Annotated in this window: 14 protein-coding genes and 1 tRNA gene; 4 read left to right on the forward strand and 11 right to left on the reverse strand. The window is 66.7% G+C overall.

Translation table 11 applies throughout. The features are described 5' to 3' along the window. Positions 1-10: 10 nt before the first annotated feature. Positions 11-454 carry a MaoC family dehydratase gene (locus tag J2X92_RS20515; RefSeq protein WP_307578206.1) on the forward strand — a complete coding sequence of 148 codons (444 nt, stop codon included), beginning with the start codon at positions 11-13 and terminating at the stop codon, positions 452-454. Positions 455-525: 71 nt separating this feature from the next. On the opposite strand, the gene J2X92_RS20520 is transcribed toward J2X92_RS20515, so the two are convergent. Further along, entirely contained in the window at positions 526-1,050 is a 525-nt protein-coding gene (locus tag J2X92_RS20520; RefSeq protein ID WP_307578208.1) for an adhesin, read from the reverse strand. Between the two features lie 247 nt (positions 1,051-1,297). Here J2X92_RS20520 and J2X92_RS20525 point away from each other — a divergent pair. Beyond that, positions 1,298-1,373, forward strand: a tRNA-Gly gene (locus J2X92_RS20525). Positions 1,374-1,429: 56 nt separating this feature from the next. On the opposite strand, the gene fahA is transcribed toward J2X92_RS20525, so the two are convergent. The 7 genes from fahA to J2X92_RS20560 all read right to left on the reverse strand — a co-directional run bounded on the left by fahA (position 1,430) and on the right by J2X92_RS20560 (position 7,703). Continuing rightward, complete coding sequence (gene fahA / locus J2X92_RS20530; protein ID WP_307578210.1) at positions 1,430-2,752, reverse strand: fumarylacetoacetase; 1,323 nt, start codon at positions 2,750-2,752, stop codon at positions 1,430-1,432. A gap of 19 nt (positions 2,753-2,771) precedes the next feature. Beyond that, the gene (locus tag J2X92_RS20535; protein ID WP_307578212.1) at positions 2,772-3,578 is read right to left on the reverse strand and encodes a cyclase family protein; all 807 of its coding nucleotides are present in this window, start codon (positions 3,576-3,578) and stop codon (positions 2,772-2,774) included. Positions 3,579-3,622: 44 nt separating this feature from the next. Then, a complete protein-coding gene (locus J2X92_RS20540) occupies positions 3,623-4,411 on the reverse strand; it encodes an ABC transporter permease (RefSeq protein WP_307578214.1) in 789 nt (262 codons plus the stop codon). After that, positions 4,408-5,154, reverse strand: coding sequence for an ABC transporter permease (locus tag J2X92_RS20545; RefSeq protein WP_307578216.1), 747 nt, complete (start codon positions 5,152-5,154; stop codon positions 4,408-4,410). Before J2X92_RS20545 ends, J2X92_RS20540 begins: the two co-directional genes overlap by 4 nt. A 100-nt stretch (positions 5,155-5,254) precedes the next feature. Continuing rightward, positions 5,255-6,037: an ABC transporter ATP-binding protein gene (locus J2X92_RS20550; protein ID WP_307578217.1), complete on the reverse strand. Its 783-nt coding sequence runs from the start codon at positions 6,035-6,037 to the stop codon at positions 5,255-5,257. Then, positions 6,034-6,978, reverse strand: a complete 945-nt coding sequence (locus J2X92_RS20555) for an ABC transporter substrate-binding protein (RefSeq protein WP_307578219.1) — start codon at positions 6,976-6,978, stop codon at positions 6,034-6,036. Before J2X92_RS20555 ends, J2X92_RS20550 begins: the two co-directional genes overlap by 4 nt. Beyond that, a complete protein-coding gene (locus J2X92_RS20560; RefSeq protein WP_307578221.1) occupies positions 6,975-7,703 on the reverse strand; it encodes a TetR/AcrR family transcriptional regulator in 729 nt (242 codons plus the stop codon). Before J2X92_RS20560 ends, J2X92_RS20555 begins: the two co-directional genes overlap by 4 nt. Before the next feature lie 100 nt (positions 7,704-7,803). Between J2X92_RS20560 and J2X92_RS20565 the strand changes: the two genes are divergently transcribed. Then, a complete protein-coding gene (locus J2X92_RS20565) occupies positions 7,804-9,798 on the forward strand; it encodes an acetoacetate--CoA ligase (RefSeq protein WP_307578223.1) in 1,995 nt (664 codons plus the stop codon). A gap of 4 nt (positions 9,799-9,802) precedes the next feature. On the opposite strand, the gene J2X92_RS20570 is transcribed toward J2X92_RS20565, so the two are convergent. The 3 genes from J2X92_RS20570 to J2X92_RS20580 all read right to left on the reverse strand — a co-directional run bounded on the left by J2X92_RS20570 (position 9,803) and on the right by J2X92_RS20580 (position 11,991). Beyond that, positions 9,803-10,519, reverse strand: a complete 717-nt coding sequence (locus J2X92_RS20570; RefSeq protein WP_307578225.1) for a 2OG-Fe(II) oxygenase — start codon at positions 10,517-10,519, stop codon at positions 9,803-9,805. A gap of 84 nt (positions 10,520-10,603) precedes the next feature. Continuing rightward, positions 10,604-11,008 carry a phage holin family protein gene (locus J2X92_RS20575; protein WP_055807015.1) on the reverse strand — a complete coding sequence of 135 codons (405 nt, stop codon included), beginning with the start codon at positions 11,006-11,008 and terminating at the stop codon, positions 10,604-10,606. 62 nt (positions 11,009-11,070) lie between these two features. Continuing rightward, positions 11,071-11,991, reverse strand: coding sequence for a LysR substrate-binding domain-containing protein (locus J2X92_RS20580; RefSeq protein WP_055807012.1), 921 nt, complete (start codon positions 11,989-11,991; stop codon positions 11,071-11,073). A gap of 186 nt (positions 11,992-12,177) precedes the next feature. Here J2X92_RS20580 and J2X92_RS20585 point away from each other — a divergent pair, with 186 nt between their 5' ends. Continuing rightward, on the forward strand, positions 12,178-13,377 hold the full coding sequence (locus J2X92_RS20585; RefSeq protein ID WP_055807009.1) for an acyl-CoA dehydrogenase: 1,200 nt from the start codon (positions 12,178-12,180) through the stop codon (positions 13,375-13,377). Positions 13,378-13,383: the final 6 nt, after the last annotated feature.

Here is a 13,383-nt window from a genome sequence, read left to right on the forward strand (position 1 = left end):
GCTGCGGCGAATGAAGTTCGCCGACTTCCATGAGGGCCAGGTCATCGAGGCCGGGCCCTATGTCGTTTCCGAAACGGAACTGATCGGCTTCGCGCAAGCCTACGACCCGCAGTGGTTCCATACCGATCCTGTGGCCGCTGCGGACAGCGCCTTTGGCGGACTCATCGCGAGTGGCTGGCACACCTGTTCGATCGCGATGCGCCTCGTGGTCGAGGCCGCGCTCGAAGGCTCCGAATCGTTCGCGTCGCCGGGGCTCGAGCATGTGCGCTGGCCCCATCCGGTGCGGCCAGGCGATGCCTTGCGGCTGGTGGCCGACGTGATCGAGGCGCGGCGTTCCGAGAAGCGTCCCACGCTCGGCATCCTGCGCTGGCGCTGGCGGCTCTTCAATCAGCGCGAACTCATGGTGCTCGATGTGGAAGTCACGAGCCTGTTCAGGCTCGAGCCGCCTGGCTGATCCGCCAAACAAAAAGAAGCCCGCAACGCGCGGGCGCTGCGGGCTTCATGGGGCTTTACGGCCCAAGCGTGTTACTTCGTGACGTCGACGGCGCCCGAGCCCTTCGCCTTGCCGCTGGCCTTCACGCCGGCACCTGAAGGTTTCACCGCCCCACCCGCCGAGCCCACGGCGCCGGTCGCGCCGTTCAGCGTGCCGCCCACGGTGTTCGTGACGCCGCCTGCCGCATTGGTGGCGCCGCCGACGGCGCCCGTCGCACCGCTCACAGCCCCGGTGGCACCGCCGACCGTATCGGTCGCTTTGCCCACGGCACCCGTTGCACCGCCCACCACGCCGCCAAGCGTGTTGCCCAGGCCGCCCGCTGCACCGCCGGCATTTCCGCCAGTGGAGGTGGAGGTGCCGGCCGTTGCGGCGGTTCCCGCCCCTGCGCCTGCACTGCCCTGGGCCGGTGCGGTCTTGACAGCACCTGAGGTGTTGACGTCGGCATTCACGCCCACGCCGACGCCCACACCTTGTGCCTGTGCGAAGCCGCTCATGGCGAGAAGGCCTGCGAGCAAGGCGCCGACGACGATGGACTTGTGTTGTTGTTGCTGCTTCATAGGTGACTTTTCCTTTCGTTTGAAGATGGCCGGGTGATCGGCCCGAACCGGCTTGGGGCCAGTTCGGTCGCTACCGTCGCGGGCCGCTCCTATGTCGCCATGTGCGAGATGGCCGCTCGCTCGTGTGGGACCTCTCCGTCGTCGGAAATCGGGGTTCGTGCGTTAGGGCCGCGGCTCTCGATGACGTTCGAAACCCGACCCGGTCAAAACAGCCCCAAAAATCCCTCTATAATTCGACTCCTGAAATGCGGGAATAGCTCAGTTGGTAGAGCGCAACCTTGCCAAGGTTGAGGTCGAGAGTTCGAGACTCTTTTCCCGCTCCACATCTCATGCAAAAGGCCACCTCACCGGTGGCCTTTTCTTTTGGGCGCTGCGAATTTCAACCTCTTGCGAGCAGCACCGTCCCACGGCTTTCGCCGAACCCGATGCGCGCATGGCCCGGCTTCTCGCACCAGCCGCGCAGCAGCACCGCATCTCCGTCTTCCAGGAACCCGCGCTCTTCACCGTTGGCAAGAGTGACCGGGCTTTGCGCGGCACGCGTCAGTTCGATGATGGCGCCGGCCTCTCCCGGACCTGGCCCCGAGATGGTCCCGCTGCCGAACAGGTCGCCCGGATTCAGGTTGCAGCCGCCCACCGTGTGGTGCGCCACCATCTGCGCCACGCTCCAGTACTGGTGCTTGAAGCTCGTGCGTGAAAGGCGCGAAGGCCCGCTGCTGTCATTGCGCGCCTTCTCGCTTTCGAGCCATACCTCGAGGCGGATGTCGATGGCGCCGCTTTCGCGGTTCGACGGGCCTTCGAGATAGTCGAGCGGCTGCGGCTCGTTAGCCGGCCGAGTCCAGGCTTGGCGATACGGCGCAAGCGCCTCCATCGTCACGATCCACGGCGAGATGGTGGTCGCGAAGTTCTTCGCAAGAAAGGGCCCGAGCGGTGCCATCTCCCAGAATTGGATGTCGCGCGCCGACCAGTCGTTGAGCAGGCAGATGCCGAAGATGTGTTCTTCCGCGCGTTCGAGCGGAATGGGCTCGCCCGCCGCGTTGCCTTCGCCGATCCACACGCCCAGCTCCAGTTCGTAGTCGAGCCGCGCACAGGCGCGGTACGTGGGCGCCTTTGCGCCCGGCGCCATCGTCTGGCCCATGGGCCGATGAAAGCGCTGGCCGCTGACGCCGATGGTCGATACGCGCCCGTGGTAGGCCGTGGGAATCCAGCGGAAGTTGGGCGTCACATCGCCATCGGGATTCATCAGCCGGCTGATGTTCAGCGCATGGTCGATCGAGGTGTAGAAGTCGGTGTAGTCGCCGATGCGCGCGGGCACCGTGTATTCGACCTCGGCCTGCGGCACCAGGCACTCGCGCACGGCATGCACCGTGGCGGCAGGTGCATCACTTCGCAGCAATGCGAACACCGCGTGCCGCAACGCACGCCATGCGGTACCGCCAAGCGCGAAGAAATCGTTCAGCGCCGGCAGCGCGGCGGCGCGGGCCGCATCGAGCGCGAGACCATCGAGCAATTGGCGTGCGGAGAGCGCCGCCATGTCGAGCACCTGGTCGCCAATGGCGATGCCGCCGCGAAACGGCTCGGGGCTGCCTGTACGGCGAAACACCGCATACGGCAGGTTCTGGATCGGGAAATCGGTTCCTTCGATATTCGCTGTGTCGACCCAGCTCTTTGCGCCGGCATCGTGCGTGTGGTTGAGCGCAATCATCTGTCCATGCCTCCCTCTTTCAGACCGACGCCATCAGCGCGTCGTCGAAGATCGCCACCGCGCGCGTCCACCCTGCCGACGCACCGCGGATCTTGTGCGGAAAGCAGCTGATGAAGAATCCTGTCGGCGGCAGCACTTCGAGGTTGTGCAGCTTCTCGATGTGGCAGTAGCCGATGTCGCGACCGGCCTTGTGGCCTTCCCAGATCAGCGAAGCGTCCTGCGTCTCGCCATACTTCTTGGCGGTATGCACGAAGGGCGCATCCCAGCTCCATGCATCGGTGCCCGTGAGGCGCACGCCGCGCTCCAGCAGGTACATGGTCGCTTCATAGCCCATGCCCGCGCCGGCCGATACGTAGTCGGGGTGGCCGTAGCGCGAGCCCGCGCGCGTGTTCACCACCACGATTTCCAACGGGCTCAGCGTGTGGCCGATGCGCTTGAGTTCTGCCTCCACGTCATCGGCGGTCACCACGTAGCCATCGGCGAAATGCCGGAAGTCGAGCTTCACGCCGGGCTGGAAGCACCATTCGAGCGGCACCTCGTGAATGGCGATGGCGGGCTTCTTCTCGCCCAGCGCCTTGTCCATGGTCGAGTGGAAGTGATAGGGCGCATCGAGGTGCGTGCCGTTGTGCGTGGAAAGCTGCACCAGCTCCACGGCCCAGCCTTCGCCATCGGGCAGGTCTTCTTTCTTCAAGCCCGGGAAGAACGGCTCGATCTGCTCGTAGGTCTGCTCGTGCGTGAAGTACTGGATCTTCGGCGCGAAGGCCGGTGGGTCGGACAGCACATCGTTTTCGAGAAAGATCGAGAGGTCGACAAATTTGCGTGGCATGGGGGCTCCTTGTGCAATGTTGGTATTGATTGGGCGTGAAGAGTTCAGGGCTGCTGCCAGCGCAGCAGGCGCTTCTCGGCAAAGGCCAGCAGCGCGTTGCTCACGAAGCCGATGAGCCCGAGCAGCACGATCCCGGCGAACAGGTCGCTGGCGCGAAACGCGCGCGCCGCAAGAAGAATGGCCTGACCCAGTCCGCTTTGCGAGGCAATCATTTCGCCCACCACTGCAACGATCAGCGCAATGGTCAGCGCGAGCCGCATGCCGGCCAGGATGTCGGGCATCGCGTTGGGCAGGCCCATCTTCCAGACGAAAGCCGCACGCGACATCTGCAGGCATCGCGCCACCTCCGACAGCCGCGGCTCCACCGCCGCAAAGCCGTGCACCGTGGCCAGCAGCACCGGCCACATTGCGCCGAACGCCACCACGAACAGCACCATGCCGGGGTTCAGCCCGAAGATCGAAATGGCCAGCGGCAGCAGCGCCGAAGCGGGCAGGGGGCGGATGAATTCGAGCGTCGGCTGCACCCACGCGCGCACCGCGGGCGACACGCTGATGGCCGCGCCCAGCAGCACGCCGAAGAGCGAGGCCAAAAGCCAGCCCTGCACCATGCGGCCGACCGTGGCCTGCGTGAAGGCGAGCAGCTCGCCGTTGCCCGAACCGCCTGAGAGATTGAGCCCTTCGAGCAGGCTTGCGAAAGTGGCTTGCGGCGTCGGCAGGAACACGCGGCTTACCCAGCCTGCATTGCTTGCCGTCCACCACAGCGCAATGAATGCGCACAGCACGGCGAACGAACCGAGCCAGTTCATCACACCAACGCGGCTGCGGGCGTTCATGGCTGCACCCCCATGCGCCGCGCGACCACGCGCTGCAGCAGCAGCATGCCCGCGTTGACCGCAAAGCCAACCACGCCGATCCAGCCCAGCCATGCGAGCATCAGCGCGGGGTCGAAGCTCTGCTGCGCGATCATCATCGCGTAGCCCATGCCGTTGGGGTTGGCCGCGATTTCCACCGTGACTGCCACCACCAGCGCCACCGCCACGCCGAGCCGCAGCGCAACGAACAGGCGCGGCACGATGGCCGGCAGCACGATCTTGAAAGCCCGCTCTCGCGCCGAGAGGCCCAGTACGCGGCTCACCTCGAGAAGCCGAGGCTCGATCTGCTGCACCGCAGACTGCACCAGCACCAGCAGCGGCCAGAAGGTGGCGAAGGCGACGATGGCCAACTCCATGCGCACGCCGAATCCGAAGGTCAGCATCGCGAGCGGAATCAGCGCCACGGAAGGCACGGGCCGCAGCACCTCGATCGACATTGAGCCCAGCTGCGCCGCGCGGCGCGAGAGCCCGAGCACCAGCCCGAGTGCGATGCCGAGCACCGCGCCCAGCAGCAGGCCGAGCGCGGCTGTGCCCAGCGTGAAGCCGGTGGCCTGCCAGAGCGAGCCGTCGAGCACGGCACCGACAAAAGCCTTGGCGGCCGCACTCGGCGGTGCGAGCGCATCGCTGCCCAATGCGGACGCGCGGCGCGCGTACCACTCGAACAGGGCCAGCAGAGCCAGCGGCAATGCAAAGGGACGGACCATGCCAGGAACACCGCGGAACCGGCTTTGCCGGGCCGCTGGTGTTGCCCCCGGCGAGGGGGTTGGCGAAGCGACACGAAGTGCGCGAAGACTGGGGGTGTGCCTATTCATGACCCTGCTCGATGAAAGCGAACAGCTCACGCCGCAACTGCAGATACTCCGGATGCTCCTTCGTCGTGAGCTGGTCGCGCGGGCGCGGAATCTTCACGTCAATCATCCGCGCGAGGCTCGGCCGGCCCGGCCCCGGATTGGCCTGCAGCGCGATCACGCGGTCGCCGAGGTAGATGGCTTCTTCCAGGTCGTGCGTGACGAACAGCACCGTCAGCCCGTCGTCGCGCACCAGCCGCGCGAGTTCGTCCTGCAGGCTCTGGCGCGTGAGTGCATCGAGCGCGCCGAAGGGTTCGTCCATCATCATCAACTCTGGCTTCTGCGCCAGGCAGCGGGCAATCTGCGCGCGCTGCTGCATGCCGCCCGAAAGCTGCACCGGAAACTTCTGCGCGTGCTTCGAAAGACCCACCTTGCCCAGCACTTCGGCAATGCGCGGCGCGCGCTCGGCAGCGGGCACGCCGGCCGCTTCGAGCGCGAGGCTCACGTTGCCTTCGACCGTGCGCCAGGGCAGCAGCGCGCGGCCGTAATCCTGGAACACGAAGGCCACTTCGCGCGAGGGCTCCGTCATCTTCACGCCGTTGCGCCGCACCTCGCCTGCACTCGCGGTCACGAGCCCGCTGGCGGCGCGCAGCAGCGTGGTCTTGCCGCAGCCGCTCGGGCCGACGATGCAGACGAACTCGCCGCGCGCCACATCGAATGACGTGGGCGACAAGATCTCGCGCCCGCCGAGCCGGATCGCGACACCGTCGAAGCGAAGGAAGTCGTCTGCAGCGTTCACTTGGCGATCAACTTCGCAACGTCGATTGGGGTCTTCAGCATGTCCTGGTCCTTCATGAGGCCCACCCAGTAGCCCAGCTGCTTCTCGTTCACCATCGCGCCGGGCGGCGAGATCTGGATCTTCGCAAGCACCTCGGGCGGCAGCTTGATGTACTTGCCGATGGCCGAGCGCACCTTGGCGTCGTTCTTCGGCTGCTGCATGAAGGCGGCGGCCTCGACCAACGACTCACGGAACGCGCGCGCGGCGGCCGGGTTCTTCACCACCCATTCGCGCTTGGCCGCATGCACGATGGTCTGGTTGTTCTCCGGCAGGAAGGTGGAGTAATACGAGGCCACGTAGCCCGCGCCGCTCTCGGTGATGCGGCTCATGAACGGGTCCGCCGACACGACCGCATCGACCGAGCCGCCGCGCAGCAGGTCGGCATGCTGCGGGAACGAGGCCTCGACGAAGTTGACCTTGCGGTAGTCCACGCCGCTGTCCTTGAGCCAGGCTCGGAAGGTCACGTGCAGGAACGCGCCGAGCCCGGGCACGCCGATCTTCTTGCCCACGCAATCCTGCGGGTTCTTGATGCCCGAGCCCGCGCGCGCCACCAGGCCGAAGCCCGTGATGGTCTTCGACGTGAGCCCACCGCCGGCCACCAGCACCAGGTCGAGCCCGCCGTCCACCGCCTGCAGGAACACCGAAGGCGTGGGCCCGCCGATCTGCAGCGAGTCGGACTGCAGCGCCGCGGGAATGGTGGAGTTGAGCGGAATGAACTTCAGCTCCACGTCGAGGTTGCGCTTCTTGAAGTAGCCCTCTTCGGCCGCCAGGAAGACCGAGGCGAAGTCGGACACGGCCGTGTAGCCGAACACGATTTTCGGATTCGATTGCGCGCGCGAAGGCAGCGCCGCGGCGGCCGATGCGGCGGCCAGCGCCGACAGCAGGGTGCGTCTTTTCATCATGTCTTTTGTCTCCTGGAGGTGGTTTTCTTTGGCGGTGCCTTGGGCCGAGGCAGCGCAGCGCGCAGCCCGCCGACGATGAAGTTCACGAGCATCGGCGCCGCGGCCGGATCGCTGCGCCGGTTCTCGCCGTGCGAGAGCCGTTCGATGCGGCTGTCGGTCAGGTGATGCAGCAGCGCCCCGAGCGAGAACTGGTAGCACCAGGCGGCCTGCCCGCGTGTGGCATGCGGCAGTGCGACGTGCAGCGCGTCGATGTAGGCCTCGGCCAGCGGGTCGAAGTAGCCGCGCAGCACGCGGTCGGCTTCCTCGGTGGCGTGGTAGAGCTCGCGCGCCACCAGGAGCGCGTAGTACTCGCCCTCGGCGCTCGCACGCAGTGCCAGCACCGGCCCGGTGAAGGCCTCGATGATGCGCGGCAGCGTGCGCGCATCGTCGGGGTCGTTGTTCACCGCCTTGAGGCCCGCGAGCCGCTCCTCGATGCTGTGGCTCCAGTGCTCGAAGATCGCGTGAAAGAGCTCATGCTTGGGGCCGTAGTAGTAGCCCACCAGCGCCAGCGGCACGGCGGCTTCCTCGGCAATCTGCCGGATGGTGACCGCGTGGTAGCCGTGCTGCGCAAAGAGTTTCTCCGCTGCCAACAGGATCGCGTGGCGCCGGTCGGGCCGGGCCGCTTCGGCGGTGGCGGCCGCGGCACGGTGGGCGCTTCGTTTGACGGTCGGAGTGCGGGCATTCATGGGGCTGTATTGAACGTCTGTACAAAACTATTGAACACACGTACAAACCCTGAGGTCAACCCCGATTGAGCAGCGCGTGGCGCGGCATTACGCTTTACGCATGTCAGCCCCCAACATCCCCCAGATTCGCATCTACCAGGACTGGCTGCGCGAGAAGCGCGGCCTGTCGTTCGACACCTACGACGCGCTGTGGCGCTGGTCCGTGACCGACCTCGACGCCTTCTGGCAGAGCATCTGGGACTACGTCGGCATGCGCTCGCCCACGCCGCACACGGCGGTGCTGGCCGATGCGCGCATGCCCGGCGCCAAGTGGTTCCCCGGTGCGCAGGTCAACTACGCGCGCGAGGTGCTGCGCCACGCCGATGCGGCCCATGCGGCCGGCATGCCCGCCATCGTGAGCGACAACGAGCTCGGCGAAGTGCGCGAGCTGTCCTGGCCCGAGCTGCGCCGCCAGGTGGCCTCGGTTGCGCTCACGCTGCGTTCCCTGGGTGTGCAGCGCGGCGACCGCGTGGCGGCCTACATGCCCAACGTGCCCGAAACCATGGTGGCGTTTCTCGCGTGCACGAGCATTGGCGCGGTGTGGAGCGTGTGCGCCCCCGACATGGGCACGGCCGCCGTGGTCGACCGCTTCCGCCAGATCGAACCCACGCTGCTGATTGCCGCCGACGGTGTGTATTACGGTGCCAAGCCTGTCGACCGCAGTGCCGTGGTGCAGGAGCTGCGCGGCGCGCTGCCCAGCGTGCAGAAGCTGCTGCTGCTCCGCACGCCGCATGCCGCGCAGCAGCTTGCCGCCGATGCCGACTGGGATGACGCCATTGCGCGGGACGACGCCGAGGTGGCCGCCTTCGAACCCGAATGGCTGCCCTTCGACCATCCGATCTGGATCGTCTATTCGAGCGGCACCACCGGCCTGCCCAAGCCCATCGTGCACGGGCAGGGCGGCATCATCATGACGATGTATGCCTGCGGCATGCACAACGACGTCGGCGCGAGCTACGGCGCCAACAACTTCGGCGAACGCTTTCACTGGTACAGCTCGACCGGCTGGGTCATGTGGAACTGCCAGCTCTCGGGCCTGGCCTTCGGCAGCACCATCGTCATCTACGACGGCCATCCGGCCGGCAGCAAGGAGAAGCCCGACTGGGCCGTGCTGTGGCGCTTCGTCGCCAAGCACCGCATCACCTTCTTCGGCGCCGGCGCGGCCTACTTCACCAACTGCATGAAAGCCGGCGTGGTGGCGTCCGAATGCGGCGACCTGTCGCGCGTGCGCGCGCTCGGCAGCACCGGCTCGCCGCTGTCCGAAGACGTGCAGCGCTGGGGCACGGCGCAGTTGCAGGCTGCCGGCGCCAGCGACGTGTGGTGGTGCAACATCTCGGGAGGCACTGACTTCTGCGGTGCCTTCGTCGGCGGCAACCGCGAGCTGCCCGAGGTGCCCGGCCAGATGCAATGCCGTCAGCTCGGCCACTCCGTCGAGGCATGGAACGAAAACGGCCAGCCCGTCATCGGCGAAGTGGGCGAGCTGGTCTGCACGCGGCCCATTCCATCGATGCCGCTGTACTTCTGGGGCGACGAAGGCAATGCGCGCTACCTGTCGAGCTACTTCGACACCTACCCCGGCATCTGGCGCCACGGCGACTGGATCAAGATCGGCGAAGACGGCGGCTGCGTCATCTACGGCCGCAGCGACGCGACCATCAACCGCCAGGGCCTGCGCATGGGCACCAGCGAGATCTACAGCGCCGTGGAGGCCCTGCCCGAAGTGCTCGACTCGATGGTGGTCGATCTCGAATACCTCGGCCGCGAAAGCTACATGCCGCTCTTCGTGGTGCTGCGCCCCGGCGTGGCGCTCGACGATGCCATGCGCGCGAAGATCAATGGCGCCATCAAGACATCGCTCTCGCCACGCTTTCTGCCCAACGACATCTTCCAGGTGGACGAGATTCCGCGCACGCTCACCGGCAAGAAGCAGGAGCTGCCGATCAAGAAGCTGCTGCTGGGCCAGCCGCTCGAGAAGGTGGTCAACCGTGAAGCCATGGCCAACCCTGCTTCGCTCGCCTGGTACGTGGATTTTGCGGCGCGGCGCGGGGCCTCGTAAGCCCCTAGCGCGCGTCGTGGAAGATGATGCCCAGCGTATGCCGCCGCCCCGAGCGCACGCGGCTCACGCCATGGCGCATCGTCACGCGGTAGCTGCCGCGCGTGCCCGCCACCGGCCGCTGGTTGACCGCGAAGATCACCGCTTCGCCCTGCGCGAGCGCCACCACCTCGGCGCGCGACTGCATGCGCGGCCGCTGCTCGGTGAGCACGAATTCGCCGCCGGTGAAATCGTCGCCCGGCCGGCTCAGCAGCACCGTGAGCTGCAGCGGAAACTGCAGGTCGCCATACAGGTCCTGATGCAGGCAGTTGTAGTCGCCCTCGCCGTAGCGCAGCAGCAGCGGCGTGGGGCGCAGCTGCCCCGCCGCATGGCAGCGCGCGAGGTAGGCGGCATGGTCCGGCGGATAGTCGGCCGGCTGGCCCATCGCGGCGGCCCACGCATTGGCAAGCGGCGCCAGGCGCTCGTACAGCGCGCTGCGCCATGAGGCCACGACCGGCGGCAGCGGGTTGGCGAAGTACTGGTACTCCCCTTGCCCGAAGCCGTGCCGCTGCATCACCACGCGGCTGCGGAAACGGTCCGGTTCGTCATAGAGAGCAGCCAGCGCGCTGCATTCCTCCGGGCTGAAGATCACACCCGTGGTTGCACAGCCGCGCGTCGCAAGGTCGGTATCAATGCGGGGCCAGTCGAGAGCGGCGACGGATTTTTCGGGAGAGAGGGTCGGCATGCCGGCAGTGTGCGTCCGGCGCGGTTCAGGCGCTCGCTGTTTCCGGACGTGGGTGCAGCCCTACTGCCCTAGAGCCCTAGAGCCCTACAGCCACTTGCCGCTGCCCGTCGGCATCTGGATGGTCGTTGCCGGGTCGCCGCTGTTCACCAGCGAGTCGATGCCGATACTCAATAGCGAGATGAAGATGCTCGCGAAGAACGCGGTCCAGAAGCCCGAGAGCTTGAACCCGCGCACCATCGCGGCCACCAGCATGATCATCAGCGCATTGATCACCAGCAGGAAGAGGCCGAGCGTCAGAAGTGTCAGCGGCAGCGTGAGCACGATCAGTAGCGGCTTGACGATGGCATTGGCAAGGCCCAGCAACAGGGCCGAGATCACAAGCGCGGAAGTGCTCTCGAACTTGATGCCGCGAAAGATCAGGCTGGCCACCCACAGCGACAGCGCGGTGATGGCCCAGTGCACGAGAAAGGGAGCGAGGTTGTTCAGCATGGTGTGTGTGAGGGGCGGAAGACGGTCCGCGGGGCGATGCGGACCATCATATCGGCAGCCTCTTACGGCGAGCCGCGCCGGGCCTCGCCCAGCAGCCAGTCGCTGAAGAACTTCAGCAGCGGACGCTGGTCGGCGCGCTCGGGCGTCACGAGGTAGTAGTTGCGCTCGCCCGACAGCGGCCGCGCGCAGGCCACCACCAGCTCGCCGCGCGCGAGTTCGTCGGCCACCAGCATGGTGGGCATCAGCGCCACGCCGAGCCCGTGCGACGCGGCCGCGGCCAATATGGAAAACAGCTCGTAGCGCGGCCCGCCGCGCGCATTGGGCGCATCGATCTGCTGCGCATCGAACCACTGGCGCCAGCCGTCGGGCCGCGTGCTCTGCTGCAAGAGCGGCATCTGCGCGATGGCCGCGGGCGACACGGCGTTGCCCTTGCGCCCGGATGACGGCAGCAGCGAAGGACTGCACACCGGCACCACGTCTTCATGCATCAGCAGAAGCGCCCGCGTGCCGGCCCAGTTCTCGACCTGCGCGGGCGTGCCGGCGTACAGCGCGGCGTCGAATTCCGCATCGGCAAAGAGAAAAGGGCGCGTGCGTGTCTCGATGTGCACCACCACGTCGGGCTGCAGCGCCGCAAAGCCCTTCAGGCGCGGCATCAGCCAGCGGGTGGCAAAGGTGGGCACGGCCGCCAGCGAGAGCGAACCGCCTTCGCCCTGGTGCGCCATGGCATCGAGCGTGTCGCGCTCCATCGCTTCGAGCCGCTTGGTGATCTGCCGCGCATAGGCAGCGCCGCTGGCCGTGAGCGCCACGCCATGGCGGGTGCGACGGAACAGCGCCACGCCCAGGAAGGCTTCGAGCGTACCGATCTGGCGCGACACGGCGCTTTGCGTGAGCGCGAGTTCTTGCGCGGCGCGGGTGTAGCTCTCATGCCGCGCGGCCGCGTCGAAGCACACGAGGGTCTGCAGGGGCGGGATCTTGCGGCGCATGTATGCCGGTAGTGTATGACTGGAGTGGTGCTGCCACCAATGGAAACGTCTTTACGAGCCCATGCGAGATGTGCGTTCAGTGCATATCTGGGTGAGGATTCATCGTTTGCGCCCGGCCCGTTGCATGGCTAGGATCGACCCCATTCCCCCTCTTTTTCGTTTTTCCCCAATACCGGAGACAGCCACATGGCCGCCAAAGCGCAATTCCACTGGGACGACCCCCTTCTTCTCGACCAGCAACTGACCGACGAAGAACGCATGATCCGCGACGCGGCCAATGCCTACTGCCAGGAGCGCCTCGCGCCCCGCGTCATCGAAGCCTTCCGCACGGGCGAAACCGACCCGGCCATCTTTCGCGAAATGGGCGCGCTCGGCCTGCTGGGCCCGACCATTCCCGAACAGTACGGCGGCCCCGGCCTCAATTACGTGGCCTACGGTCTGATCGCCCGCGAAGTCGAGCGCGTGGATTCGGGCTACCGCTCGATGGCCAGCGTGCAGAGCTCGCTCGTGATGGTGCCGATCTTCGAATTCGGCACCGAGGCGCAAAAGCAGAAGTACCTGCCCAAGCTCGCCACCGGCGAATGGATCGGCTGTTTCGGCCTGACCGAACCCGACCACGGCTCCGACCCCGGCAGCATGGTCACGCGTGCCAAGAAGGTGCCGGGCGGCTATTCGCTCAGCGGCGCCAAGATGTGGATCAGCAACTCGCCCATCGCCGACGTGTTCGTGGTGTGGGCCAAGGAAGTCAGCGAAAGCGGCACCGTGGGTCCGATCCGCGGCTTCGTGCTCGAGAAGGGCATGAAGGGTCTCTCGGCCCCCGCCATTCACGGCAAGGTCGGCCTGCGCGCCAGCATCACCGGCGAGATCGTGATGGACGGCGTGTTCTGCCCCGAGGAAAACGCGTTCCCTGAAGTGCAAGGCCTGAAGGGCCCGTTCACCTGCCTCAACAGCGCGCGCTACGGCATCTCGTGGGGCGCAATCGGCGCCGCCGAAGACTGCTGGCACCGCGCCCGCCAGTACACGCTGGACCGCAAGCAGTTCGGCCGCCCGCTCGCCGCCAACCAGCTCATCCAGAAGAAGCTGGCCGACATGCAGACCGAAATCACGCTGGGCCTGCAAGGCAGCCTGCGCCTGGGCCGCATGAAGGACGAGGGCACGGCCTCGGTCGAGATCACCTCGATCATGAAGCGCAACAACTGCGGCAAGGCCCTCGATATCGCCCGCCTGGCGCGCGACATGATGGGCGGAAACGGCATCAGCGACGAGTTCGGCGTGGCCCGCCACCTCGTGAACCTGGAAGTGGTCAACACGTACGAAGGCACGCACGACATCCATGCTTTGATCCTCGGCCGCGCCATCACCGGCATCGCCGCCTTCGCCAACTGATCCGAG

This window comes from Variovorax paradoxus (assembly GCF_030811855.1).
GTDB lineage: Bacteria > Pseudomonadota > Gammaproteobacteria > Burkholderiales > Burkholderiaceae_C > Variovorax > Variovorax paradoxus_L.

What these genes read in the sequence shown, in the direction of transcription:
- J2X92_RS20560 (WP_307578221.1), bottom strand. Translation starts at nt 7,703, where the DNA reads ATGAATGCCCGCACTCCGACCGTCAAACGAAGCGCCCACCGTGCCGCG.
- J2X92_RS20565 (WP_307578223.1), top strand. Translation starts at nt 7,804, where the DNA reads ATGTCAGCCCCCAACATCCCCCAGATTCGCATCTACCAGGACTGGCTG.
- J2X92_RS20540 (WP_307578214.1), bottom strand. Translation starts at nt 4,411, where the DNA reads ATGAACGCCCGCAGCCGCGTTGGTGTGATGAACTGGCTCGGTTCGTTC.
- J2X92_RS20545 (WP_307578216.1), bottom strand. Translation starts at nt 5,154, where the DNA reads ATGGTCCGTCCCTTTGCATTGCCGCTGGCTCTGCTGGCCCTGTTCGAG.
- J2X92_RS20575 (WP_055807015.1), bottom strand. Translation starts at nt 11,008, where the DNA reads ATGCTGAACAACCTCGCTCCCTTTCTCGTGCACTGGGCCATCACCGCG.
- fahA (WP_307578210.1), bottom strand. Translation starts at nt 2,752, where the DNA reads ATGATTGCGCTCAACCACACGCACGATGCCGGCGCAAAGAGCTGGGTC.
- J2X92_RS20535 (WP_307578212.1), bottom strand. Translation starts at nt 3,578, where the DNA reads ATGCCACGCAAATTTGTCGACCTCTCGATCTTTCTCGAAAACGATGTG.
- J2X92_RS20520 (WP_307578208.1), bottom strand. Translation starts at nt 1,050, where the DNA reads ATGAAGCAGCAACAACAACACAAGTCCATCGTCGTCGGCGCCTTGCTC.
- J2X92_RS20555 (WP_307578219.1), bottom strand. Translation starts at nt 6,978, where the DNA reads ATGATGAAAAGACGCACCCTGCTGTCGGCGCTGGCCGCCGCATCGGCC.
- J2X92_RS20585 (WP_055807009.1), top strand. Translation starts at nt 12,178, where the DNA reads ATGGCCGCCAAAGCGCAATTCCACTGGGACGACCCCCTTCTTCTCGAC.
- J2X92_RS20570 (WP_307578225.1), bottom strand. Translation starts at nt 10,519, where the DNA reads ATGCCGACCCTCTCTCCCGAAAAATCCGTCGCCGCTCTCGACTGGCCC.
- J2X92_RS20580 (WP_055807012.1), bottom strand. Translation starts at nt 11,991, where the DNA reads ATGCGCCGCAAGATCCCGCCCCTGCAGACCCTCGTGTGCTTCGACGCG.
- J2X92_RS20515 (WP_307578206.1), top strand. Translation starts at nt 11, where the DNA reads ATGAAGTTCGCCGACTTCCATGAGGGCCAGGTCATCGAGGCCGGGCCC.